General features: G+C 66.4%; 19 protein-coding genes. 9 read left to right on the top strand and 10 right to left on the bottom strand.

What is annotated here, in order from left to right:
• Window positions 1-5 precede the first annotated feature (5 nt).
• Entirely contained in the window at window positions 6-3041 is a 3036-nt protein-coding gene (locus E3O28_RS00515; RefSeq protein ID WP_104101954.1) for a bifunctional [glutamine synthetase] adenylyltransferase/[glutamine synthetase]-adenylyl-L-tyrosine phosphorylase, read from the top strand.
• 81 nt (window positions 3042-3122) lie between these two features.
• On the opposite strand, the gene glnA is transcribed toward E3O28_RS00515, so the two are convergent.
• Window positions 3123-4547, bottom strand: coding sequence for a type I glutamate--ammonia ligase (gene glnA, locus E3O28_RS00510; protein ID WP_104101957.1), 1425 nt, complete (start codon window positions 4545-4547; stop codon window positions 3123-3125).
• Window positions 4548-4691: 144 nt separating this feature from the next.
• Here glnA and E3O28_RS00505 point away from each other — a divergent pair, with 144 nt between their 5' ends.
• Window positions 4692-5132, top strand: coding sequence for an RDD family protein (locus E3O28_RS00505; RefSeq protein ID WP_134414995.1), 441 nt, complete (start codon window positions 4692-4694; stop codon window positions 5130-5132).
• A gap of 22 nt (window positions 5133-5154) precedes the next feature.
• Here E3O28_RS00505 and E3O28_RS00500 read toward each other — a convergent pair whose 3' ends face one another.
• Genes E3O28_RS00500 through lipB form a run of 3 tightly spaced genes read right to left on the bottom strand, consistent with a single transcriptional unit; the run spans window position 5155 to window position 7535 of the window.
• A complete protein-coding gene (locus E3O28_RS00500) occupies window positions 5155-5865 on the bottom strand; it encodes a DUF4191 domain-containing protein (RefSeq protein WP_104101963.1) in 711 nt (236 codons plus the stop codon).
• A 48-nt stretch (window positions 5866-5913) separates the two neighbouring features.
• On the bottom strand, window positions 5914-6903 hold the full coding sequence (gene lipA, locus E3O28_RS00495; RefSeq protein ID WP_104101966.1) for a lipoyl synthase: 990 nt from the start codon (window positions 6901-6903) through the stop codon (window positions 5914-5916).
• Window positions 6900-7535 (bottom strand): lipoyl(octanoyl) transferase LipB, encoded by a 636-nt coding sequence (gene lipB, locus E3O28_RS00490; RefSeq protein ID WP_104101969.1) that lies wholly within the window; start codon window positions 7533-7535, stop codon window positions 6900-6902. The genes lipA and lipB overlap by 4 nt, the downstream gene beginning before the upstream one ends.
• A gap of 109 nt (window positions 7536-7644) precedes the next feature.
• On the opposite strand from lipB, the gene E3O28_RS00485 reads away from it, so the two are divergent.
• Window positions 7645-9252, top strand: a complete 1608-nt coding sequence (locus tag E3O28_RS00485) for a protein kinase (protein ID WP_166784686.1) — start codon at window positions 7645-7647, stop codon at window positions 9250-9252.
• Here the strand turns inward: E3O28_RS00485 and E3O28_RS00480 are convergent.
• The 3 genes from E3O28_RS00480 to E3O28_RS00470 all read right to left on the bottom strand — a co-directional run bounded on the left by E3O28_RS00480 (window position 9249) and on the right by E3O28_RS00470 (window position 13782).
• The gene (locus E3O28_RS00480; RefSeq protein ID WP_134342903.1) at window positions 9249-10754 is read right to left on the bottom strand and encodes a 2-oxo acid dehydrogenase subunit E2; all 1506 of its coding nucleotides are present in this window, start codon (window positions 10752-10754) and stop codon (window positions 9249-9251) included. The two genes, E3O28_RS00485 and E3O28_RS00480, sit on opposite strands and share 4 nt — an antisense overlap.
• A 70-nt stretch (window positions 10755-10824) precedes the next feature.
• Window positions 10825-12195, bottom strand: coding sequence for a dihydrolipoyl dehydrogenase (gene lpdA / locus E3O28_RS00475; protein ID WP_104101978.1), 1371 nt, complete (start codon window positions 12193-12195; stop codon window positions 10825-10827).
• Window positions 12196-12294: 99 nt separating this feature from the next.
• Entirely contained in the window at window positions 12295-13782 is a 1488-nt protein-coding gene (locus E3O28_RS00470; RefSeq protein WP_134414993.1) for a leucyl aminopeptidase, read from the bottom strand.
• Window positions 13783-13878: 96 nt separating this feature from the next.
• Between E3O28_RS00470 and E3O28_RS00465 the strand changes: the two genes are divergently transcribed.
• The 5 genes from E3O28_RS00465 to E3O28_RS00445 all read left to right on the top strand — a co-directional run bounded on the left by E3O28_RS00465 (window position 13879) and on the right by E3O28_RS00445 (window position 19732).
• On the top strand, window positions 13879-14802 hold the full coding sequence (locus E3O28_RS00465) for a PAC2 family protein (protein ID WP_104101984.1): 924 nt from the start codon (window positions 13879-13881) through the stop codon (window positions 14800-14802).
• A gap of 54 nt (window positions 14803-14856) precedes the next feature.
• On the top strand, window positions 14857-16191 hold the full coding sequence (locus E3O28_RS00460) for an MFS transporter (protein WP_104101987.1): 1335 nt from the start codon (window positions 14857-14859) through the stop codon (window positions 16189-16191).
• 231 nt (window positions 16192-16422) lie between these two features.
• Window positions 16423-17730, top strand: a complete 1308-nt coding sequence (locus E3O28_RS00455) for an RNA polymerase sigma factor (RefSeq protein ID WP_134570218.1) — start codon at window positions 16423-16425, stop codon at window positions 17728-17730.
• Between the two features lie 53 nt (window positions 17731-17783).
• Window positions 17784-19007: a MurT ligase domain-containing protein gene (locus E3O28_RS00450; protein ID WP_104101993.1), complete on the top strand. Its 1224-nt coding sequence runs from the start codon at window positions 17784-17786 to the stop codon at window positions 19005-19007.
• Window positions 19004-19732, top strand: coding sequence for a cobyric acid synthase (locus E3O28_RS00445; RefSeq protein WP_134414992.1), 729 nt, complete (start codon window positions 19004-19006; stop codon window positions 19730-19732). The genes E3O28_RS00450 and E3O28_RS00445 overlap by 4 nt, the downstream gene beginning before the upstream one ends.
• Window positions 19733-19787: 55 nt before the next feature.
• Here E3O28_RS00445 and E3O28_RS00440 read toward each other — a convergent pair whose 3' ends face one another.
• The gene (locus E3O28_RS00440) at window positions 19788-20024 is read right to left on the bottom strand and encodes a hypothetical protein (protein ID WP_104101999.1); all 237 of its coding nucleotides are present in this window, start codon (window positions 20022-20024) and stop codon (window positions 19788-19790) included.
• 173 nt (window positions 20025-20197) lie between these two features.
• Here E3O28_RS00440 and E3O28_RS00435 point away from each other — a divergent pair, with 173 nt between their 5' ends.
• Window positions 20198-22279 carry a DNA topoisomerase IV subunit B gene (locus tag E3O28_RS00435; RefSeq protein ID WP_134373798.1) on the top strand — a complete coding sequence of 694 codons (2082 nt, stop codon included), beginning with the start codon at window positions 20198-20200 and terminating at the stop codon, window positions 22277-22279.
• Between the two features lie 18 nt (window positions 22280-22297).
• On the opposite strand, the gene E3O28_RS00430 is transcribed toward E3O28_RS00435, so the two are convergent.
• A complete protein-coding gene (locus tag E3O28_RS00430; protein WP_104102004.1) occupies window positions 22298-22996 on the bottom strand; it encodes an SDR family NAD(P)-dependent oxidoreductase in 699 nt (232 codons plus the stop codon).
• A gap of 54 nt (window positions 22997-23050) precedes the next feature.
• The gene (locus tag E3O28_RS00425) at window positions 23051-25534 is read right to left on the bottom strand and encodes a DNA topoisomerase (ATP-hydrolyzing) (protein ID WP_104102007.1); all 2484 of its coding nucleotides are present in this window, start codon (window positions 25532-25534) and stop codon (window positions 23051-23053) included.
• Window positions 25535-25536 lie beyond the last annotated feature (2 nt).

The following is a 25536-nucleotide window of genomic DNA, read 5'->3' as shown; positions in this document are numbered from 1 at the left end:
ACCCGATGGCACGGGAACAGCTGACCCTGACCGAGCTCGCCCGGGTAGGCTTCGTCGAGCTACGAGAGGTGCGTTTTCGGCTGGATGAGGTCGGTGACCTGGGCGGACCCGAATCGGCCGCACTGCTGCCGCTGCTCGGCAAGACTGCCAACCCGGATGCCGCCCTCGCGGCCCTCGTTTCGCTGCTGCGCCAGGCACCGCACGAGGTGCGGGCGTTGTTGCTGCACCCGGAGCAGACCCAGCGGCTGCTGCGGGTCGTCGGCGCGTCGAGCGGACTGACCGAGTTCTTCCTGCGTCATCCGGAGGAATTGACGGTTCTCGCCCAGCCGCTCACGACCCTTCCCGACCTGCCGGAACTGATCGAGGACCTGCTGGATGCGGTCGGTACCCGGGACGGGTTCGCCAGCCTCGTCGACGATGAGGGCTGGGTCGCCCTGCGGGTGCGCTATCGGCGCCGCCTGGCGCAGCTGGCCGCCTACGACCTCGAGCAGGCCGACCCGGTCGCGGGCCTGGACGCCGTCGCCCGCACGCTCGCCGACCTGGCGGCCGCCGCGCTGGAGGCCTCCTTGGCCGTCGCGCGGAGCATGTCCACCGGTTTGGTCGCGGGGCGAGGCGTATTCCCGGAGGAAGAGGTGCGCGCCACCCGGCTCGCGGTGATCGGCATGGGCAAAGCCGGCGCCGGCGAACTGAACTACGTCAGTGATGTCGACGTGATCTTCGTCGCCGAGGGTGACCCGGCCGCCGGCCTGGAAGCGCCGCGCGCGGTCGATATCGCCACCCGGCTCGCGATCCTGCTGATGCGGGGCCTGAATCAGCCCGCCGTCGAACCCGAGCTCTGGGAAGTGGACCCGAACCTCCGTCCCGAGGGCAAGTCCGGCGCCCTGGTGCGATCCCTTGAGTCTCACCTGGCCTACTACGACCGTTGGGCGAAGAGCTGGGAGTTCCAGGCGCTGCTGAAGGCCAGACCGCTGGCGGGCGACCTCGAGCTCGGGGGCCGGTATGTGGCGGCGGTGTCCCCGAAGGTGTGGACCAGTGCCAGCCGGGAGAATTTCGTCGAGTCCGTGCAGCGGATGCGCGAGCGCGTCACCAAGAACATTCCGGAGGACGAAGTCGCCGTGCAGCTGAAGCTCGGCCCCGGCGGCCTCCGCGACATCGAGTTCACCGTGCAGCTTCTGCAGCTCGTGCACGGTCAGGCGGATCCGGCGGTTCGGCAGGCCGGCACCCTGCCAGCGCTGACCGCGCTGGCCGAGAGCGGATATGTCGGGCGCGCTGAAGCGGCCGAGTTCGCTCAGGAGTACCGCATCCTGAGGCTGATGGAGCACCGCCTGCAGCTGGAGAAGCTCCGGCGCACCCACCTTGTCCCGCGCGACGAGTCGAGCCTGCGCGTCCTCGCCCGGGCGACCGGGCTCGCCCCGAACGCCGCCCAGCTGAGCGTCCGGTGGCTGAACACCAAGCACCGGGTGCGCGGCCTGCATGAGCGCCTGTTCTACCGCCCTCTCCTGTCGGCGGTGGCCGCGCTTCCCGCGGACGGGCTGGGCCTCACCAGCGCCCAGGCCGAGGCCCGGCTGGCCGCCATCGGATTCCGCAATACCAAGGGCGCCCTCGGTCACATCGCGGCCCTCACCGGCGGGGTGTCCCGACGGGCGACGATTCAGCGCAATCTACTGCCTGTGCTGCTGCAATGGTTCTCCGAGGGAGCCGACCCCGACTACGGGCTGCTCGCGTTCCGGCGCCTGAGCGACAGTCTCGGTACGACCTACTGGTTCCTGCGCATGCTCCGCGACTCATCCGGGGCCGCCGAGCGACTCACCCGGGTGCTGTCCTCATCCCGTTTCGTCGGCGAGCTCCTGGAGACGATTCCCGAATCCGTGGCCTGGCTGGAAGACGAGGACGACCTGCGGCCCCGCAGCGCGGCCACCCTCCGTGAGGAGGCCCGCGCCGTGCTGGCACGGCACGAGAGCCCGGATGCGGCCGCCTCGATCCTGCGCACGGCCCGGCGCCGCGAAATGCTGCGGCTGGCGTTCTCGGCGATCCTGGGCCAGGTCAGCATCGACGAGCTGGCGACGGGGCTCACCGACGTCACCGCCACCATCATCGAGGGGGTGCTCGCCGCCATCCGTGGCACCACGCTCGACGGTGCCGAAGACGGTCAGGACGCCGACGGGATCGAATTCGCCGTGATCGGCATGGGCCGGTTCGGCGGCTCGGAACTGGGGTTCGGCTCGGATGCCGACGTGATGTACGTCTTTCGTCCGGGCACCCTCACCGGCGAGGCAGCCCACGACCGGGCGAAGTTCATCGTCAAGGAATTGTCGCGGCTCACCGATGACAACCGCCTGCCTCTGGACCTGGACATCGGGCTGCGCCCTGAGGGGAAGAACGGTTCCGTTGCCAGGTCCCTCGAGTCCTACGAGGCCTACTATCGGCGTTGGTCGCTCACCTGGGAGGCACAGGCGCTGTTGCGGGGGAGAGGAGTCGCCGGCGATGCCCGGCTCCTGGCCGACTTCGAGGCCGTCGCCGACGAGGTGCGGTATCCGTCATCGATCAGCGAACAGGCGATCCGTGAGGTCAAGCGGATCAAGGCCAGAGTCGAAAACGAACGGCTGCCGCAGGGCGCCGATCCCAACCGGCACCTCAAGCTCGGCCGAGGGTCGTTGAGCGACGTGGAGTGGTTCGTGCAGCTGCTTCAGCTGCAGCATGCGGCCGACATCGCCGAGCTGCGTACCTCGTCGACGCTCGGCGCCCTCCGCGCGGCCGTCGCCGCGGGCCTGGTCAACGAGACGGATGCCGAAACTCTCACCACCGCGTGGCTCTTCGCGTCCCGCTGCCGGTCCGCGATCACCCTCTGGACCAACAAGACCGCGGATGTCCTCCCGACCGACCGCGTGCAGCTCGAGGGCGTCGCCCGGGTGATGGAATACCCGCCGGGCTCTGCCAACCAGCTCGAGGAGGAATACCTCTCGGTGACCCGCCGCGCCCGCGCGGTGTTCGAGCGCCTGTTCTACGGGCCGGTGGAGCGCGCCGGCCCCTTCGGCGGGTAGGTCCGGTATAGGCAGGTGGACCGCATCCCCGAGGGGATGAGGTCCTCCTGCCTATACCCAGCCGGTTGCCGGGGCTACGGTCTAGACGCCGTAGTAGAGCTCGAACTCGAACGGGTGCGGACGCTGCGCGAGCGGCTTGATTTCCATCTCACGCTTGTAGTCGATCCAGGTTTCGATCAGTTCGGGCGTGAAGACGTTACCGGCAAGCAGGAAGTCGTGGTCGTTCTCGAGGGCTACGAGGGCCTCGCCGAGCGATGCGGGAACCTGCGGGATGTTCTTGGCCTCTTCGGGCGGCAGCTCGTAGAGGTCCTTGTCGACCGGCTCGTGCGGTTCGATCCGGTTCTTGATGCCGTCCAGTCCGGCCATCAGCTGGGCGGCGAAGGCGAGGTACGGGTTGCCCGAGGCATCGGGAGCGCGGAACTCGATGCGCTTCGCCTTCGGGTTGGTGCCCGTGATCGGGATCCGGATGGACGCCGAGCGGTTACCCGCCGAGTAGACGAGGTTGACGGGAGCTTCGAACCCCGGCACCAGACGGTGGTAGGAGTTGACGCTCGGGTTTGTGAAGGCGAGTACGGCCGGTGCGTGCTTGAGCAGACCACCGATGTACCAGCGGGCGACGTCGGACAGTCCGCCGTAGCCGGACTCGTCGTAGAAAAGGGGCTTGCCGTCGGCCCACAGTGACTGGTGCGTGTGCATGCCGGAGCCGTTGTCGCCGAACAGAGGCTTCGGCATGAAGGTGGCCGTCTTTCCCCACTCGGCCGAGGTGTTCTTGACGATGTACTTGAACTTGAGCAGATCGTCGGCTGCGTGCACCATGGTGTCGAAGCGGTAATTGATCTCGCCCTGGCCGCCGGTGCCGACCTCGTGGTGGCTGCGTTCCAGGATGAGTCCGGCGTCAATCAGCTTGAGGCAGATGTCGTCGCGCAGGTCGGCGTGCTGGTCGACCGGGCTGACGGGGAAGTAGCCGCCCTTAAAAGGCGTCTTGTTGGCGAGGTTCCCGCCGACCTCTTCCTTGCCCGAGTTCCAGGCACCCTCGCTGGAGTCCACGGAGTAGAAGCTGGAGTGCTGGTTCACTTCGTAGCGAACATCGTCGAAGATGTAGAACTCGGCCTCCGGAGCGAAGAATGCGGTGTCCGCGATCCCGGTCGAAGCCAGGTACTTCTCGGCCTTCTTGGCAACCTGACGCGGGTCCTTCGAATAGATCTCGCCGTTGCGCGGGTTGTAGATGTCGAAAAGCATGATGAGGGTGCGCTCGGTGCGGAACGCGTCGATGTAGGCCGTGGTCACGTCCGGGATCAGCTGCATGTCGGATTCGTGGATCGACGCGAAACCGCGGATCGACGAACCGTCGAACATCTGCCCGACCGTGAAGAACTCCTCATCGACGGTCGACGCGGGGATGTTGAAGTGCTGCTGAACACCCGGCAAATCGGTGAAACGGATGTCAAGGAACTTGACGTCCGTGTCTTTGATGAACTTGAGCACTTCTGACGAATCGCGGAACATGCGGTTTTTTCTCCAAACGACGTGGGCATAGAACGTGTAAGTCGCGCGCTGCGGCTCCTTTGAGGCTACTGGGATGCCATTACCCGGCAGTGACGCTTACGTTTCACACATGTTACAGCGGGGCCCGCTCGGTAGACTCAGCCCGTGTTTGCCGCAGCCTCGAATTCGACCACTTTTGGACAACTTCCACCGAGCCGTTGGCCGGGGGAGCGCCTCGGCCTGCCGAACGAGGGAACCCGTTCCGTGGGGCGTGTCGGCCGCAGGATCGGCGCCCTCGCGCTGGACTGGGCCCTGGCCTACGGAGCGGCGGCACTGTTCTTCAGCACGAGCGGCGTGGTCAACGGCTTCGCTGTGACCGCCATTTTCGTGGGGCTCCAGATCGTGTTCATCCCGACCATCGGCGGCAGCATCGGCCACCGTCTGGTCGGGCTCCGGGTCGTCCCGCTCCAGCCGGGTTGGGTCGGGTTGTGGCGCCCCGTCGTGCGGTCCCTGCTGCTCGGGCTGGCGGCCCCGGCTCTGGTCTGGGACTCGGACCAGCGCGGTTTCCACGACAAGGTCGCGGGAACGGTGCTCATCCGCTCCTAGCCTGAGCCGCGAGGGGAAGTGCCTAGTTTCCGCGCTGCGGACGCGCCTTCATCGGGTCGACGCCCTTGGGGATCGGCAGTTTCTTTGTCATGGAATTCAACCGGTTGTTCACGGCGAGCACCTCGGCCTTGGTCAGGGTGGGCTTGATCCGGGTGAGGCGCCGGGCCAGTTTGTGCAGCGGCACGGCATCGGCGTCGGGGCCGACGCTGATGATGGTGACGGCGATGCTGCCGCCGAGCCTGGTCACCATCCGGCGCTCTTCCTCGAGCATGCGGGCTGTTCGGGTGCGCGGCCCTTCACTGATCAGCACCACGCCGCCGCGGCCGACAGCCCGGTACACGGCATCCTGAGTCTTGCCGTTGACGGCGACGGGCATCTCACTTCCCACCCAACCGCGCTTCAGCGAACCGCGCAGCACCGCGCCGACGGCGCCGGGCTGGCCCTCGATCTGCGTGTATGCGGCTTTCTCGGCCCGCTGGCCCAGGATGATGAGCATGGCGAGGATTCCGGTGAGCACACCCGAAATCGTCCACAAGACGATGTTGAGGATGCTTCCGGGGGACAGAATAAGGGCAAGTCCCAGCGCGACCGCGACGGGCACCACGAAGCCGAGAACCATGAACAACACGATCTTCTTGTCGTAGCGGCGTGTCATCTGGAACACCTGCCACATTTGCTTCATGCGGCCGGGCTTCTTGGGGGGGCGGGGAGTCTTGTCCTTGCTGCGTGCCATGGTTCCAAGACTACCCAGTCACCCGAATGTCTTGTGACCGATTTTTGATCAGGAGACCGCCTGCGCGAACCCGAGGGATGCGTCCGCCAGGTGGCGCAGTTGCGGCGGAACTTCGCGACCGGTCGCCAGCATGGACTGGGCCCAGAGCCGGCCGGCCCGATAGGACGAGCGCACAAGCGGGCCGGAGAGCACACCAAGGAAACCGATGGCCTCGGCTTCCTCCTTGAGTTCGACGAACTCCTCCGGCTTCACCCAGCGGGCCACGGGCAGATGACGCGCGCTCGGCCGCAGATACTGGGTGATCGTGATGATGTCGGTCCCGGCGTCGTGCAGGTCCTGGAGGGCCTGGCTGACCTCCGCGCGCTCCTCGCCCATGCCCAGGATCAGATTCGATTTCGTGATAAGTCCCGCATCGCGGCCCTGGGTGAGGACGTCCAGGGACCGTTCGTAGCGGAATGCCGGCCGGATTCGCTTGAAGATTCTCGGGACGGTCTCCACATTGTGGCCGAAGACCTCGGGCTGGGCGGAGAAGACCTCGCCGAGGTGGTCCGGGTTGCCGGAGAAGTCCGGGACCAGAATCTCGACGCCGGTTCCGGGACTCTGCTGATGGATCTGCCGGATGGTCTCCGCGTAGAGCCAGGAGCCCTCGTCTGGCAGGTCGTCGCGGGCGACACCCGTCACCGTGGCGTAGCGCAGATTCATCTTGACGACGGATTCCGCGACACGGCGCGGCTCATCCGTGTCGTACTCGGCAGGTTTGCCGGTATCGATCTGGCAGAAGTCGCACCGCCTCGTGCACTGTGACCCGCCGATCAGGAAGGTCGCCTCGCGGTCTTCCCAGCATTCGAAGATGTTAGGGCAGCCGGCCTCCTGGCACACGGTGTGCAGGTTTTCGCCCTTCACCAGGTTTTGGAGCTTGCGGTACTCCGGTCCCATCTTCGCCACCGTCTTGATCCAGGCGGGCTTACGTTCGATCGGCGTTTCCATATTGCGGATCTCAAGGCGGAGCATCTTGCGTCCCTCGGGCGCCGCGCTCATGCGGACACCGCCCAGACGGTCTCGAACTGGGCCGTGATGGGGGCGATGAGGTCGGCCGGTTTCACGTCGTGGCCGACCATTCTCGAGATGGTGGTGACGCCGGCGTCCTTGATCCCGCAGGCGATGATGTGGTCGTAGGGTTCGAGCGAGTTGTTGCAGTTGAGGGCGAAGCCGTGCATGGTCACTCCTTCCGCGACGCGGATTCCGATGGCGGCGATTTTGTCTTCCCGGCCCTCCGGGCCGACCCAGACTCCTGAACGGCCCGAGATTCGGCAGCCGACGATGTCGAAGCCCAGGAGGGCGTCGATGAGGATCCCCTCGAGGAGGCGCACGTAGCCGACGACGTCGACGGGCTCCCGGAGGCGAATAACCGGATACCCGACCAGCTGCCCGGGGCCGTGCCAGGTGATCTTCCCACCGCGGTCCGCGTCGATGACGGGGGTTCCGTTTCGGGGACGCTCCTCAGGAGCTGTGCGCTTCCCGGCGGTATACACACTCGGATGTTCGAGAAAGATGACGGTGTCCGACCTCTCCCCGGAGACGACGGAACGGTGGACTGCGCGTTGGAGCTCAAGGCCCTCAACATACGGCACGGAGTTGGCGCTTAGCCCCGCGACGACAAAGTCGAGCATGCCCTCATCCTAAACCCCGGCGCTCCTCCCCACGGGGTTGGCGGCCCGGTTGTCCCCGAACCGAGTCCGGGTCGGCCGGGAGGGGAGCGGCGAGGCCAGCATGTCCGGTATGAGAACTCGCGGTCGACGCGTCCGCAATCCGGGGCCCGCGTCCCCGCCGCACTCGACCGGCTCGGTACCCGGCGGCGGCCCCACATTGGTCGCAGGCTACCGCGCTCTGCGGCGCTTGGCGTCAACCGACCGGGCCGACCTGTATGTGGGCGTGGCGCCGTCCCCGTCGACCTCGACCGGGGATGAGGCGCGGGGGTGGGAGCAGGGTGGCTCCACGACGTCCGTCGTGCTCAAGGTCTTCCATCCGGGAACGGATGACCTCTCGATCGAACGGGAGGTCCAAGCCCTGACCACCCTGACGGTCGGACGGCTGACCACGCTCGTCGATGTCGGCACCCTGGCCGATGGCCGCACCTGCCTCGTACTGGAACAGCTCACGGGCGGGTCGCTGAGCGGCTTTCTGGAGGGCCGCAGCCACTTGCTTCCCGGGGAGGCGGTCACGATCCTGGCGCCGATCGCGGCCGCATTGGCGGAGCTGCAGGCCATCGGCCTGATCCATCCGGCCGTCAGCCTCGCGAGCATTCTCTTCGACTCCAGCGGGCGCCCGGTCCTGACCGGGCTGGGAGAGCTCCGGGCGCTGCCCGAGGCCGGTCGCGGGCGGTCCGAGGCGCTCGCCCTGGTGCACGGCCGGCTCGCGCAGGTCATCCGGACGGTGCTCGACCACGTCGATCCCGTCGTGCCGGTCCCGACGGTCCTCCGCGACCTGGAACGGTGGTGTGCGGTGCCGGCCGCTGGCTCGGCGGCCCGTACCTGGGGCGAGGTCGAGCATCTCCTGTTCGCCTGGGCCGAGGCCAGGCCGGTGAGGCTGGGTCGGAGCCCCGAGGCCGTCAGCGGGCCGCAACCGGCCGTCGACTGGCTCCGGAGACCTCTGAGTGACGATTTCGTCGGATGTGCTCCCACGGAGAAGGTCCGCTTTGCCGCAGAGGATCCCCGGGCCAAACGGATGCTCGGCAGCCGGGTCTCGCGTGCTCGCACGGCGGTTGGCCGGCTGTGGGAAGGTCACCTGGCCGGTGGGCTGAAGTCGCTGCTGGGCCGGCGGTTCCGCCTCCGCCGTGGGCCGCTGCTCCTCGTGGCCCTCGTGGCCCTGTTGAGTACGGGACTGGCGGTGATGGCGCTGGCTGCGGGTGGATCCGCACACACCGACGGAGCGCGGCCGGAGGGCTCCTCAAAGCCGGCCGAGTCGACCACCGCTGACGGCGACGAAGTAGGCGGCGACGGGTCTCCCCGAGAGGAAACCGTGGTGACCGGTGACGACCCGGTGGTCGCGCTTCCGGCCCTGCTGCGGGTCCGCAGCCGGTGCCTTGCGGAGGTTTCGGTGGTCTGCCTCGATGCCGTGCACCAGGCGCAATCGGCGGCTCTGGCGGCCGACAGCTACACCCTGCGCATGATGCAACAGGGCGGCGAGGTCGCCGAATTCGAGGATTGGTCGTCGTGGGCGGCGGTTCTGGTGGAGCGAATGGGGGATGTCGCGCTCGTGTCGCTTCAGGCCCCGGATGCAGAACGACAGCCGGCCTCGGTCCTTGTGGTCAAGGGCGAGGCCGGCTGGCGAATCAGGGATATTTTCGACTACTGGTCAAGGTCCGGTCTCACGGACGACATCGACTAGATGCCGAGGTTTGCTTCGAAGGCACCTGCCTCGAGACGCTGCTTCATGGTGACGAGGAAGCGTGAAGCATCCGCGCCGTCAATGATGCGGTGATCATAGGACAGAGCCAGGAACACGGTCGAGCGGATCGCGATCGCGTCGAGGCCACCCTGGCTGACGACGATGGGCTTCTTGTAGACAACCCCGGTGCCGAGGATGGCGCTCTGCGGCAGGAAGACGACCGGGGTGTCGAAGAGCGCACCGCGCGAACCGGTGTTGGTCAGCGTGAACGTTCCACCAGACAGTTCGTCGGGCTTGAGCTTGTTGTCGCGGGTGCGCTGAGCGAGATCGGCGATCTGAGCGGCGAATCCGGCCAGATCGAGTTCGCCCGCGTTGCGCACGACCGGGGTCAGCAGGCCGCGTTCGGTATCGACCGCAATGCTGATGTTCTCCTGGCTCGGGTACACGATCGTGTCGCCGTTGATGGTGGCGTTGATGATTGGGTTGGCCTGAAGTGCCTCGGCTGCAGCGAGAGCGAAGAACGGCAGAAAGGACAGCTTGTTACCCGTCTTGGCGTGAAAATCGGCCTTGACCTGGTCGCGAAGAATCGCGACCCGGGTCACGTCGACCTCGACCACCGTGGTCAGCTGAGCCGATGACTGCATCGAGATGACGGCGCGTTCGGCGACGACCTTGCGCAGACGCGACATGGGCTGGGTGGTCCCGCGCAGGGCGGAAACCTCCACGGCCGGAGCTGTTGCTGCAGCCGTCCCGACGGGAGCGCTGGCCTGGGCGAGCGCGATGTCCTCCTTGCGGATGCGTCCACCGACACCGGTTCCGACCACGCGAGACAGATCGACGCCGGCCTCGTTCGCGAGTTTGCGGACGATGGGGGTGACGTAGCCGGATGTTCCCGCGTGCGATCCGCGGGAGACGGCCGGCTCCGGCGCGACCACGGGGGCAGCGGCAGGTGCTGGGGCGGCGACGGGGGCAGCGACAGGAGCCGCAGCAGCAACGGGTGCCGCGACCGGTGTGGGCGCGAACACCGGTGCGGGTGCAGCGACGGGTTCGGGAGCGGCGACCGGTGCGGGTGCCGCGACCGGTTCGGGAGCGGCGACCGGTGCGGGTGCCGCGACCGGTGCGGGTGCCGCGACCGGTTCGGGTGCTGCAACGGGTGCGGGTGCCGCCACGGGTGCGGGGGCGGCCACCGGTGCCGGCGCTTCCGCGACGGGCTCGGGAGCGTCCACCGGCGCAGGCGCTTCCGCGACGGGAGCGGAGGCACCGGAACCGTCACCGATCGTGACCAGCGGAGTTCCGACCTCGACGGTCTCATCTTCCTGAACCAGGATGGCCTCGATCACGCCGGCAATGGGGGACGGGATTTCCGTGTCCACCTTGTCGGTCGATACTTCCAGCAGCGGCTCGTCGACTTCGACGCGGTCTCCCACGTTCTTCAGCCAGCGGGTGACCGTACCCTCTGTGACACTCTCACCGAGTGCCGGGAGGTTAACGGATTCGCTCATGCGATTGTCTCCTTCAAAACGAATTGTCTGTAATTAGAGTACTGAGTGTCTGAATGCAGAGGTTCGACGGCTACGCGTGAAGCGGCTTGCCGGCCAGCGCCAGGAAGGCCTCGCCGAGTGCCTCGTTCTGGGTGGGGTGCGCGTGCAGGAACGGGGCGATGTCTTCCGGGTAGGCCTCCCAGTTCACCACCAACTGTCCCTCACCGATCAGCTCGCCGACGCGGGCGCCGATCATGTGGACACCGAGGATGGGGCCGTCTTTGACCCGGACGAGCTTGATGGAGCCACTCGTGCCGAGGATGGAGCTCTTGCCGTTTCCACCCAGGTTGTACTCGACGGTGGAGATCTGGTCGGCGCCGAACTTTTCGGCAGCCTTGGCCTCCGAGTAGCCAACGGAGGCGATCTCCGGGTCGCTATAGGTGACCTTGGGGATGTTGAGGTCGTCGACGACGATCGGGTTGAGACCGGCGATCTCCTCGGCGACGAAGATGCCTTGCTGGAATCCGCGGTGCGCGAGCTGCAGGCCGGGGACGATGTCGCCCACGGCGAAGACGCCGGGGATGTTGGTCGCGAGGCGCTCGTCGGTCAGGACGAAGCCGCGGTCCATGGTGACGCCGACCTCCTCGAAGCCGAGTCCGGCGGTCGACGGGCCACGCCCGACGGCGACGAGCAGAATCTCAGCCTCGATGACGGTGCCGTCCTCCAGGGTGATGACGACGCCGTTCTCGTGCTGAGTGACGCTCTGGAACCGGATGCCGAGCGAGTATTCGATGCCACGCTTTCGGAAGGCGCGCTCCAGCTGCTTGGAGATGGACTCTTCCTCGTTGGGAACCAGGTGGGGAAGTGCCTCGATGATGGTGACGTCGGCACCGAAGGACTTCCAGACGCTCGCGAATTCGGCGCCGATGACGCCGCCGCCGAGCACGGCGACCTTCTTCGGGACGAACTCGAGCTCGAGGGCGTGCTCGCTGGTCATGACTCGACCGCCGATGGCGAGCCCCGGCAGGGAGCGCGAGTAGGAGCCTGTCGCGAGGACGATGTTCTTACCCACGATGGTGTCGGCACCGACCTGCACGGTGTTCGGCGAAATCAGTCGACCTTCACCTTCGATCACTGTGATGCCGCGCGACTTGATCAGACCCTGCAGCCCCTTGAACTTCGACGCCACAATACTCTTGCGGAACGCGTTCACGGCGGGCATGTCGATGCCCTCGAACTGCGTTTTGACACCATACTTCGCGGCGTCGCGGCTGAAATCGGCCACCTCGGCCGAGTGCAGGAGTGCCTTGGTCGGGATGCAACCGAGGTGCAGACAGGTTCCGCCGAGTTTGCCTTTTTCGATCAGGCCAACGGTGAGCCCCAGCTGAACGGCACGCAATGCGGCCGCGTAGCCACCGCTTCCGCCGCCGAGAACGACAAGGTCAAAATTCTGTTCCGACACCCAGATACTCCCTCATACATCACAACCCGGTCTGCCCGCAGCGAGGATACGCATCCGGGCAGGCGAGAGTGGGCGAGATTTCTCGCCCACTCGACTGTACTACGGGCGCGAAAAGTCCTCGGCCAGTCGGAGCAGAGTCCGAACCGAGATTCCGGTCGGCCCGGCATTCGTGAATCCCCACCCGCTGCCGGTGTTGTGGGCCGGCCCGGCGATGTCCAGGTGGGCCCACGGGATCGTCGCGGTGCCGTCCCCGTTGCCGCGGGTTCCGATGAACTCCTGCAGGAATACTCCGGCGAGCAGCATGCCGCCGTGGGTGCTGCCGATCTTCGCGTTGGCGATGTCGGCGACATCCGAGTTGAGTAGAGGGCGCAGTTCCTCGGGAAGCGGCATCGGCCACACCAGCTCACCCACCGATTTGCCGGCGGTGAGCACCCGGGCGACCAGGGCATCCTCACCCATGGCGGCGTAGTAGCGGGTGCCGAGTGCGACGAGGGCGGCGCCGGTCAGCGTCGCCACGTCCACGATCGCATCCGGGCACTCCTCGCCGGCCGCGACGAGACCGTCCGCAAGAACCAGGCGACCCTCCGCATCCGTGTTCAGCACCTCGACCGTGCGGCCTCCGCGGATCCGCAACACGTCGTTGGGTCGGATGGCCGAGCCGGACGGCATGTTCTCCGCGATGCAGAGCCAGGCGGTGATGCGCACGTTGAGCCCCAGGCGGGCGGCCGCCAGGGTCACGGCCAGCACGGTCGCCGCGCCGGTCATGTCGTATTTCATGCCGACCATGGATGCCGGCGGCTTCAGTGAGAGTCCGCCGGTGTCGAAGGTGATGCCCTTGCCGACCAGGGCAATGTGCTGCGTCGCGCCCTCCGGCGTGTAGCTGACCTTGACCAGGCGCGGCGGCCGGCTGGAACCCTGGCCGACGCCCGCGATCCCGCCGAAACCATCCGCGGCCAGCTCCGCCTCGTCCCAGACGCGCACGGCGACGGGAAGGCCCGCGGCGGCGTCCATGGACAGGCGCGCGAGTGCCTCCGGGTAGAGGTCGGAGGGCGGCATGTTGACCAGGTCCTTGACCAGGTTGACGGCCTCGGCGATGACTCCGACGCGGGCGGAGGCTCCGGCCGCCTCCGCGGCGGTGTGCACCGTGATCTCCTGCGCCGGGATCTTGGTCGCGGCGAGCGAGTTCTGCCGGTACGCGGTGTAATAGTACGCACCGAGCGCGGCACCCTCAAGGACGGCCTCCGCTTGGGCATCCGTGGTCATGGGGAAGGCGAAGGCAACCGAGGTCACGCCGGTCAGCTGGCGAACGGCCGACCCGGCAGCATGGCGCAGCGCATCGACCGTGACCTCCTTGCCGATTCCGACAACGGCGATGCTGCGGGCGTTGCCGATCGACGCAGGCAGTCGCACCACCTGATCGCGACCACCCGTGATACCCAGGGGGGCGAGTTGGTCCGCGAGGCCGGCGAAGGCGGCGTCAGCGAACAGGGCGGCGGAGTCGCCGGACTGGAGCGCCCCGACAATGAGAACGTCCACCTCCGATTCGAGGGCGGGTGCTGCGGATATGGTCAGACGGGGTGCGTTCATCCCCCGATCGTACGCTCCGGGTGTGTTCGCTCTCGGCATCACGGCGGGGTCGTCGATTCCCGCACCGCCCGGAATTTGGCGCTTACAGTTAATGTCATGCGGGATCCTGGTGACATTTACGAGCTGACTGCGGACGCGCAAAACGTCCCGGAGGGGCTCCACCTTGTGGCGGGTCTGACGGGCTTCGCGGATGCCGGTGGCGCCGTCTCGCAATTCACGGAATACCTTCTGGAAACCCTTGACCACACCGTCGTCGCGACCTTCGACGCCGACGTGCTGCTCGACTACCGGGCGCGGCGGCCGATCATCCAGTTCGACCAGGACCACCTCACCGACTATCAGCCTCCCGCCCTGAGGGTGTACCAGGCCCGGGACGAGATCGGCCAGCCGTTCCTGCTTCTGACCGGCTTCGAGCCGGATTTCCGCTGGGAACAGTTCACCGCCGCGGTGCTGCAGCTTGAGCGCCGCTTCAAGGTGGCCTCCACAACCTGGGTGCACGCGATTCCGATGCCGGTCCCGCACACCCGTCCGATCGGCGTGACCGTCAGCGGAAACCGGTCCGATCTGGTCGAGAGCATGTCGGTCTGGCGTCCGAACACCCAGGTTCCGGCGAACGTGCTGCACCTGGTGGAATACCGGCTGCAGGAGGCTGGCGTCTCCGTCGTCGGGTTCGTACTGCTCATCCCGCACTATCTGGCCGACACGGAATTCCCCCTCGCCGCCCTCGCAGCCCTGGACAGCACGAGTGCCTCCACCGGGCTGATCTTCCCCACCGATCGGGTGCGAGAGAAGAACCGCGAGTTCGTCGCCCGCATCGACGAGCAAGTGCGGGACAACCCCGAGCTGGGCAAGCTCGTCGGCACGCTCGAAGAGCGCTACGACGCCTATATGGAGGGCAGCACGCTGCGCTCCCCACTGACCGACGAGGCCGGCGAATTGCCCAGCGCCGATGAGATCGCCGCCGAACTGGAGAACTTCCTCGCCACCCGGCGCAGCAGAGACGACGGTTCGCCGGCCTGATCCGCCGCGCGTCGCCGTGAATCCGGATGCTTCGGCGCGGGTAAGTTTGGGGCAATGAACTCGCGCCGGTCCTGGTTGATCTTTTACGTCGGATCGTTCGCGTACCTCTCCGCCGTCCTGCAGCGCTCTTCCCTCGGGATCGCCGGTGTCGCCGCCACCGAACGGTTCGGCGGGTCTGCCGCGCTGCTGTCGAGCCTCGCCGTCGTGCAACTCGCCGTCTATGCGGCGGCACAGATTCCGGTGGGCGTCCTGATCGATCGGTACGGGCCTCGCGTGCTGGTGGCCTCCGGGACAGGGCTGATGGTGGTCGGCCAGACCACGCTCGCCTTCGCCCCCGACATCCCGATTGCCGTGCTCGGGCGCATCCTCGTCGGTGCCGGCGACGCCGCCATCTTCATCTCGATGATTCGTCTCATCGCCTCGTGGTTCTCCGGACGCATCGTTCCTCAGCTCTCGCAGTGGCTGGGCAACATCGGTCAGCTCGGCCAGGTGCTGTCCGCCCTACCGCTGGCGTGGGTGCTGCACACCTGGGGGTGGACGCCGACGTTCCTCTCCGCCGCCTCGGTTGCCGTGTTGGCCCTGATCGTGGTCATCGTCGTGGTGACGGACCAGCCGGAGCGCGCATCCATGCAGAACCGGACCACCAGCTGGCGTGGCGCGCTACTGCAGCTCACACACAGTTTCAAGCGGCCTGGAACCCAGCTCGGCTTCTGGTCGCACTACGTCACACAGTCCTCCGGAACCGTCTTCACCCTGCTCTGGGGATTCCCTTTCATGGTGTACGGACTTGGCTACGACCCGTCCCTCGCCGCGGCGATGCTGATGGTCCTGGTGGGTGCCGGCATGGTGTGCGGGCCGATCCTGGGGATCCTGACGGCGCGCTTTCCGCTGCGCCGCAGCACCATCGTGCTCGGCGTCGTCGCGCTGATGGGCGCGGCCTGGGCCGCGGTGCTGCTGTGGCCGGAGCAGCCGCCGTTCTGGTTGATGCTGGTGCTGCTCGTCGCACTTGGCATCGGGGGACCCGGCTCACTGATCGGCTTCGATTTCGCGCGCACCTTCAACCCCCAGCGCAGCCACGGCTCGGCGAACGGCGTCGTGAACGTGGGCGGCTTCACCGCCAGTTTCGTGATGGTCTACCTCATCGGGCTACTGCTTGACCTGCAGGACGGCTGGCGCACCGCCAGGGGGGAGGTGAGCGATCTGTATTCGCTCGACTCCTTTCGGGTTGCGTTTTCTGTGCAGTTCCTGGTTGTGGGACTCGGCGTGATTTTCCTGCTGCACGCCCGGGCCCGCACCCGCAGCCAGCTGTCCCGCGACGAGGGAGTGGAAGTCGCGCCGCTCTGGGTCGCCGTGGCGCGGGCATGGCGCCGGAGGCAGCAGCCTGAATAGCTGCGCGCCTGGCTTGTCTCCTACACAAAGCATGCAATAATTGTCAATAGGGCCCGTTCTGGTCCTGGGAGCAACGACAGCAGTGTCGGTGTGAATAGCCCGGGACTTGACATGGGTCCTAGTACTGCCCAAAATCCAAACTGCCCAGGCTCCTCTCCCGCTAGACCCACCCGGTCGGGACCCGCTTGGCAGCGCCGCAGGCTCCCGCGCCACGGCATGAGAGGTGTTCGAATGGCAACCCGCAAAAAAATCGAGCAGACCGAAGAACTCACCGTGAGCACCACTGAGGTTTCAGACGCAGTTGCGCCGGCAGCCAAGGCCGCCGCGAAGAAGCCGACCAAGGCCGCTCTGGCCAAGGCCGCTACTGCGGCAGCGGCCGCAGTAAGCGGTGAAGAGAAGCCCGCGCCGCGCAAGCGCGCCGCCAGCACGAAGGCGAAGGCCAAGCCGGCATCTGACGAACACGATGAGGCCGCCCGCGGAGATGACGCGGATGCCGACGACGACTCCGACGAGGCCAAAAAGAAGCGCGCAGCATCCACCGAGGCGCTCCCGAGCGGCGCCCTGGTACTGTCACTGGTCGACGACGACGACGAGGTGCCGGTTTACTCCAGTGCAATCACGGGCGCGACGGCCGACCCTGTCAAGGACTACCTGAAGCAGATCGGCAAGGTCGCCCTGCTGAACGCCGCCGAAGAGGTCGAGCTCGCGATGCGAATCGAAGCCGGGCTCTTCGCCGAAGACAAGATGTCCCAGATGAGCGACGCCGAGAAGAAGAGCGCCCTCGGACGCGAGCTCATGTGGGTCGCCAAAGACGGCGCCCGCGCCAAAAGCCACCTCCTGGGGGCAAACCTTCGCCTGGTCGTCTCGCTCGCCAAGCGCTACACGGGCCGCGGCATGCAATTCCTCGACCTGATCCAGGAGGGCAACCTGGGCCTCATCCGTGCCGTCGAAAAATTCGACTACACCAAGGGCTTCAAGTTCTCCACCTACGCGACCTGGTGGATCCGTCAGGCGATCACGCGTGCTATGGCCGACCAGGCCCGCACGATCCGTATTCCAGTGCACATGGTCGAGGTCATCAACAAACTCGCCCGCGTCCAGCGCCAGATGCTTCAGGACCTCGGCCGGGAGCCCACCCCGGAAGAGCTGAGCCGCGAACTGGATATGACCCCGGAGAAGGTCGTCGAAGTCCAGAAGTACGGCCGCGAACCCATCTCCCTGCACACTCCGCTCGGTGAGGACGGCGACAGCGAGTTCGGCGACCTGATCGAGGACACGGAAGCCGTTGTGCCCGCGGACGCCGTCGGGTTCACGATGTTGCAGAAGCAGCTGGAAAGCCTGCTCGACTCGCTCTCCGAACGAGAAGCCGGCGTCATCCGCATGCGCTTCGGCCTCGGGGACGGCATGCCGAAGACCCTCGACCAGATCGGCGACACGTTCGGCGTGACGCGTGAGCGCATCCGTCAGATCGAGTCGAAGACCATGGCCAAACTGCGTCACCCCTCACGGTCGCAGTCCCTACGCGACTACCTCGAGTAGAGCTCGTTTTGCGCTACGCACCGGCGATTCTTCTGGGACGCATCGTACGGAAATTGGCCCGGTGGCGGAAGCCGGGCGGCGGATCCGCGATCCCGGGTCTCGTGGTCAACAGGATCGCACCCGGATTCCTTCCGCGCAGCCTGAACAGCTTTCCGGGCGGCCTGGTCATCGTCACCGGGTCGAGCGGCAAATCAACGACGACCAAGATGCTGGTCGCAGCGCTCCGCGCTCACGGTACCGTTGTCTTCACCAACCAGTCCACGGCCAACATCAGCCAGGGTCTTACCTCCGCGCTGCTCGAGCAGGCCAGCCTGAGCGGTCATATCGCGGGCGACATCGCCGTGTTGGAGATGGATGAGGGCCACGGAGCCCTGATCTCTGGTACGTTGACGCCGCGCGTCGTTGCGCTGACGAACGTCATGGTCGACCAGATCGACCGATTTCATGACTCGAACATGGTCGCGGCCATGCTCGCCAAGATCGCCGCCAGAGCCACCGGAACCGTCGTGGTCAACGCGGACGACCAGTATTTGACCGACCTCGCCGCACGCCTGCCCGTTTCCTCGGCAGTCGCGCGCTACGGCGTGTCCGCCGACGTTCTCGCCGACAATCCGCGGGGCTTAGGCTACAGTGCGACCACCGCCACCAGGCTGGACGCGGGGGAGGGGATGCTCCTCACCTCGGTGCAGGGCCGCCGCGCCACCGTGAGCATTGCGGGTGTGGATTACCCGCTCGGGTTGCCCGCCCGCGGAACGCACTATGCCGTCGACGCCCTGACCGCGCTGTGCACGGCGCAGGCCGCGCTCGGCGACCGCTTCGATCCGGTGCTGGCCATCAACGCCATCTCGGCCATCCCACCGGTCTTCGGCCGTGGTGAGATCGTCACGGTTCGAGGCCAGCAGGTGGAATTCGTACTGGTGCAGAACCCGGCCAGTTTTCAGCTGAACGTCGACAGCCTCGAGCCGAAGACCGAGCAGATCCTCATCGCAATCGGGTCAGACGTGCGCGACCCGTCCTACTTTTGGCCCGTCAACACCTCGGGTCTGGGCCGGGTCCGTATCGCATCCGGTTCGAAGGCGCACGATATTGCCCTTCAGCTGGTATACGACGACGTCGTCGTCGACCGCATCGAGCCGAACCTGGGCCTGGCCCTGGACGATTTCCTGGCCCTGCCCGAACCGCTGGCGGGTTTGAAGACGATCATCTTCTCCGCAGACTCCATGCGACGCACCAGGACGCATCTGGGGCTCGTCACTAACAAGGAGGAGCAGGAATGACCCGTCCGCTCTCGATCGTGTCGCTGCTTCCCGAACTCCTGGGCACCAACGGCGATGCCGCCAACGCCCGCGTTCTCGCCCAGCGGGCCCGATGGGCCGGTGCCGACGCCACGGTCGTGGAGGTGCGCTCCGCGGCCGATCTGCCGGACCAGGTCGATGCCGTCGTCGTCGGATCGGGCTCCGACTCCGACATGGTGCGCGCCAGGGACATCCTCGCGACGATGACCACGGAGCTGCGCACCTGGGCCACCGCGGGTGTCCCCATCCTCCTGGTCGGAACCGGCTGGGAACTTCTGAGCTGGGGAATCGAACTCGCCGACGGATCCGTTGTCGAGGGGCTGGGCATCGTGGCCGGTCGCGCCGTCCCGATGCCGGCACGGGCCACGGATGACATCGTGGTCGCCTCCCGGTTCGGACGTCTGATCGGTTTCGAAAATCATCGGCGCAGCTATGTCGGTGGCGAGGCGGCACCGCTCGGCCAGGTGCTCTCCGGATCGGGCAATGGCGCGGGTGCGGAGGGACTGGTCATGGGTAGCGTCGTCGGGACCCATCTTCACGGTCCCGTTCTCGCCAAAAACCCCGGACTGGCCGACCACCTGCTGCGTGCGGCCCTCGCTCGTATCGGTCACGAGTATTTGCCCGGTGACGATTCACTGGCTGCCGACGAAATGGCACAAGCCGCACGCAATCAGATTGCGGTGCGGCTCGGACTCCCCATGGAATAGAGGCCCATTGGCCGGTCGCAGGACAGCTAGAGCTGCCTGAGGCCGACCGATACCGCTAGGAGCGCTGGTCCTCGAGGAGTCGGCTCGACTCGTCGTGCCAGCTCTCCGCGATGGCGGCGAGCTTCTCCTGGTGCTTACGGCCGTGGTGCGCGCAGAACAGCAGTTCACTGTTATTCACCACCACACGAATGTAGGCCTGGGCTCCACATGCATCACAGCGGTCTGCCGCGGTGAGCTGGTGGGGAGCCTTCTCGTTGTTGACGGCACCATTTGCGGCTGCGATCTGGGACATGGTTTCCTCCTCCAGACTGATACCAACTGATACCAATTTAACCTGTATCTAATGGAAACACGGTCTGGCAAGGTTATCGAGTCGGTTGCCCGTTATTTCGCTCACCGCGTAGCGCACTTCAATCGGGTGTTGATGACCGGGGGGAGGGCGTTGGTTCGGTATTCTTGATCGTTGTGAGTTCTTCTGATTATTCTGCCCGCCACCTGTCAGTCCTCGAAGGACTGGAAGCGGTTCGCAAACGCCCGGGCATGTACATCGGGTCCACCGACTCGCGCGGCCTCATGCACTGTCTCTGGGAGATCATCGACAATTCGGTCGACGAGGCACTGGGCGGCTTCGGCACCAGCATCGACATCGTGCTCCATGCTGACGAGAGCGTGGAGGTGCGCGACACGGCTCGGGGCGTTCCGGTTGACATCGAGCCGAAGACGGGACTGACCGGCGTCGAGGTCGTCTTCACCAAACTGCATGCCGGCGGCAAATTCGGCAGCGGATCGTATGCCGCGTCCGGTGGCCTCCACGGCGTGGGCGCATCCGTTGTCAATGCCCTGTCCGAGCGCCTCGATGTCGAGGTCGACCGTGACGGCAAGACCTGGGCCATGTCGTTCCACCGCGGCGAACCCGGGATTTTCGCGGACTCGGGGAAGAAGAGCCCCGACGCGCCGTTCACGCCCTTTGAGAAGCAGAGCGAACTACGCGTCATCGGCAAGGTCAAGCGCGGTGTGACCGGGACGCGGGTGCGCTACTGGGCCGACCGTCAGATCTTCACGAAGGGTGCGTCGTTTCAGACCGAGGAATTGCTCGAGCGAGCGCGTCAGACGGCCTTTCTCGTCCCGGGCCTGGGGATCGAGATCGTAGACGAGCGCACAGACGTGCACGTGCTCGAGTCCTTCATGTTCGAGGGCGGGATCTCGGAGTTCGTCGATCACCTCGCCACCGACAGCCCGATCACCGACACTTGGCGACTGACCGGAAACGGGACCTTCCGGGAGACTGTCCCGGTGCTGACCCCGACGGGTGCCATGGTGCCTACCGAGCTGGTCCGGGACTGTGCCGTGGATATCGCCCTCCGTTGGGGGACAGGTTACGATACGGTCGTCCGCAGCTTCGTGAACATCATCGCCACCCCGAAGGGCGGAACGCACCAGGCCGGGTTCGACGCGGGCCTGCTCAAGTTCTTGCGTGCGCAGGTCGAGCTGAACGCTCGACGGCTCAAAATGGGGTCGGACAAGCTGGAGAAGGACGACGTGATGGCCGGCCTCACAGCCGTGCTCACCGTGCGGCTTCCCGAGCCTCAATTCGAGGGGCAGACCAAGGAGGTGCTCGGCACCCCCGCGGTTCGCGCCATCGTGGCCAACGTCGTCGCCCAAGCCATGAACGAGCGTTTCGTGTCCACGAAGCGCGACGACAAAACGCAGGCCGCGGTGGTGCTGGACAAGATCGTGGCCGAGATGAAATCGCGAATCTCGGCTCGCGCCCACAAGGAAACCCAGCGCCGGAAGAACGCGCTGGAGAGCTCGTCCCTGCCCGCGAAACTGGTCGACTGCCGCAGCAATGATGTCTCGACGAGCGAGCTCTTCATCGTCGAAGGAGATTCCGCCCTGGGCACGGCCAAGCTCGCCCGGGACAGCGAGCACCAGGCACTCCTCCCCATTCGCGGCAAGATCCTGAACGTGCAAAAGGCATCCGTTGCCGACATGCTGTCCAACGTCGAGTGCGCGTCGATCATCCAGGTGATCGGCGCCGGGTCCGGACGAAGTTTCGACCTGTCAGCCGCGCGCTACGGCAAGGTCATCATCATGAGCGACGCGGATGTCGACGGCGCGCACATCCGCACGCTGCTGCTCACTCTGTTCTTCCGCTACATGCGCCCGATGATCACGGAGGGACGCGTTTTCGCGGCCGTACCGCCGCTCCACCGGGTCGTGGTGATGAACCCGGGCACGAAGCCGAACGAGACCATCTACACATATTCGGAGGTGGAGCTTCAGGCCGTGCTCGCCGGACTCAAGAAAAGCGGCAAGCGCTACCAGGATCCGATCCAGCGCTACAAGGGCCTCGGCGAAATGGATGCCGACCAGCTCGCGACGACGACGATGGAGCGGGCGCATCGCACGCTGCGCCGCGTGCGGGTCGCCGACGCGGAGATGGCCGGAAACGTCTTCGAGCTTCTGATGGGCAACGACGTCGCGCCGCGCAAGGAATTCATCATCGAGAGCTCGGACAAACTGAGTCGCGACCGTATCGACGTGTGACGCCCCGACCGGGGGGGGCTACGAGTGGAACGATGTGCTCGCCAAGTCGCGTTCGCCGTTGATGATGGCGTCGACGACGCGTTGGGCGACGACGACCGGAGGGTAGCCGGCCGGCAGGCGGGGGGCGATTCCGGAGATCGGGTGAGTGGAGAGTTCGGTCTCGGTGTGACCGGGCCGCGCGTCCAGAATGCGGATGCCGCTACGCCTCAGTTCCCGGCCGGCGGCCTGGCCGAAGGCAGCGAGGGCGGCCTTGGACGCCGAGTATGCGGCGAGGTTGGCAGTGGGGCTCTCGCTGACGACGCCGCTGAGGGTGACGATAAAGGGCTCTCGCCCCTGCTCTGCGGATTCGCTCAGCGCGGCCCGAGCCGCACGGAGCAGGCGGATCGGTGCCAGCGTGTTCACGGCGAACAGCTCGGCGAGCGTCTCATCGCTCACCTCGATCGCCGGTCCGAAGGCAACGACCCCCGACGCGTTGACGATGCCGTCGAGCCGTCCGTTCACGCTGATCGCGTCGGCGACGAGAGTCGTGATTGCGTCCGGATCGGTGAGGTCGGCGGCGAGCGGGGTTCCGGGAATCGAGAGCGCCTCAAGTTTCGCCTGGTTGCGCCCGCTCAGGACGAGTCGGGCGCCGCCGGCAGCCAGAAGTCGGGCAATTTCACTTCCCAGACCCCCCGAGGCGCCGAGGACGAGAATGGCGGAATCGTCGAGGTGTGTCATCTGGCCACCATAACGCACCACCCTCCGCACATGGCTGGAGATCGCGCTCGGGCGTCAGCCGATCCGGGCGCCGATGGCGCCGATCACGGAGTCGAGCATGGCCCCGGACGCATCACGTCGCGACCCTGATTCAGGAAGCATGCGGGGTGTGCCGTCCGACGCGACCGCCCGGGCCGGCAGAGGCCCCACCCACGCGACGGAGACGGTGTCCTCGCCTTTCAGGAACCGCTGGGAGCGCACCCCACCCGTTCCCCGGCCTTTCGCCGGGTACTCGGAGAAGTCGGACACTTTGGCGCTGCCCGGGTCTGTTCCGGGCAGGGTGTGGCTGCCGGTCGCGACGGTCGCAACCACGAGCGCCGCAGCGCCGTGCGTTTCCACGCTGGTGAAATACACCACGTGCGCGTCCGCGGCCAGTTTGATGCCCGCCATACCGCCGGCGGTGCGCCCCTGCGGGCGCACCGACCCGGCAGGAAAACGCAACAGCTGTGAGTCGGAGGCGATGAAGACGAGTTCGTCGTCTTCCGCACCCTGCGCCGCGCCGACCACCATGTCATTGAGCTTCAGCGCGATGATCTCGAAATCGGGTTTGTTTGCCCAGTCGCCGGGGGTGACGCGCTTCACGATGCCCTGTCTGGTCCCGAGAACGATCGAATGCTTGGAATCGAGCGCGACGAGCGCGACGATCTTCTCCGCCGTGTTGGGCAGGGCCAGGTAGTCGCGCACGCGTACGCCGGCCCCGAGCTGGACCGAGGTCGGCGGCAGCAAGGGGAGGTCGACGGGGGAGAAGCGGATGAGCCGTCCCAGGTTGGTGACCGCTCCGATCTCCGTGCGACTGGTCGTGTCCAGAACGGACAGGACGGCATCATGCTTGCTGCGCCTCTGAGCCGGCGTGATCCGCTCCGGCTGGACAGTGGTGCCGGCCGGAATCTCCACCCGGGCGATCTTGCCCGTCACGCTGAGGTAGACCCGGGTCGGGGTGTCCGTCACCTCGAGGATGGCGGCCTTCCGCTTGGCGGCGGCGCTGTTGGCGCCGGCGACATTCGCCTTGGCCTCGGTCAACAGGGTTCGCCGCGGCGTGCCGAAACGCTCGGCCACCGAGGCCAGTTCGTCGGACACCAGGGTGCGGATGGAGGCCCTGCTGCCGAGAAGCTTCTTCAGCGCCGCGATCTCCGCCAGCAGCTGATCCCGCTCGGTTTCGAGTTCGATGCGTGAGAAGCGGGTCAGGCGCCGCAGGCGGAGCTCGAGAATGTACTCGGCTTGAATCTGGCTCAGGTCGAAAACGTCGATCAGCTTGGCGCGCGCCTGCTCGCTGTCGTCGCTGGCGCGGATGACCTGGATCACCTCGTCGATGTCCAGGATTGCCACCAGTAGGCCTTCGACGAGATGCAGACGCTCCGTTCGTCGGGCCAGTCGGTAGGCCGAGCGCCGGGTCACGACCTCGATTCGGTGTCCGATGTAGACGAGCAGGAGTTCCCGCAGACCCAGTGTCTGCGGGCCGCCGTCGACGAGGGCCACCGCGTTGATGTTGAAGGAGTCCTCGAGCGGGGTCACCCGGTACAACTGCTCGAGCACGGCCTCCGGGCTGAAACCGGTCTTGATCCCGATGACGAGACGGAGTCCCTTGGTGCGGTCCGTCAGATCGGTGACATCGGAGATGCCACTGAGCTTCTTGGAATTGACCCCGTCCTTGATCTTCTCGATGACCCGCTCGGGCCCGACCAGATAGGGAAGTTCGGTGACCACGAGACCGGCCTTGCGGGCGGTGATGGCTTCGACGGATACCCGCGCCCGGGTCTTGAAACTGCCGCGCCCGGTTGCGTAGGCATCCATGATTCCCGTCAGCCCGACGATCGTGCCGCCGGTGGGCAGGTCAGGCCCCGGGACGAACTCCATCAGGTCCTCGAGGGTCGCGTCTGGGTGGGCGAGCAGATGCCGCGCCGCGCCGACGACCTCGATCAGGTTGTGCGGAGCCATGTTGGTGGCCATGCCGACGGCGATACCGCTCGCGCCGTTGACGAGCAGGTTGGGGTAGGCGGCCGGGAGAACGTCCGGCTGGGTGAGCTGGTTGTCGTAGTTGGGTACGAAGTCGACGACGTCTTCGTCGAGGTTTTCCGTCATGGCCAGGGCCGGCGCGGCCAGCCTGGCCTCGGTGTACCGCGGGGCGGCCGGCCCGTCATCGAGCGAGCCAAAGTTGCCGTGGCCGTCGATCAAAGGGACCCGGAGCGTGAACGCCTGCGCCATGCGCACGAGAGCGTCATAGATCGCGGTGTCGCCATGCGGATGCAGCTTTCCCATGACCTCGCCGACGACCCGCGCCGACTTGACGTGGCCGCGATCGGGGCGGAGCCCCATCTCGCTCATCTGATAAAGGATGCGCCGTTGCACTGGCTTGAGCCCGTCCCGGGCGTCCGGGAGCGCCCGGGAGTAGATGACCGAGTAGGCGTATTCGAGGAACGAGCCCTGCATCTCGGTGGAGACATCGACGTCTTCGATGCGCTCGGTGAACGTGGCGGGCGTGGTGCTGTCTGAACGGCTCATTC

Origin of the sequence: Cryobacterium sp. TMT2-14, assembly GCF_004402465.1 — a bacterium.
Taxonomy (GTDB): Bacteria; Actinomycetota; Actinomycetes; order Actinomycetales; family Microbacteriaceae; genus Cryobacterium; species Cryobacterium sandaracinum.
The sequence above is the reverse complement of the archived record's forward strand: the minus strand, read 5'-3'. Positions and strand labels throughout refer to the sequence as shown.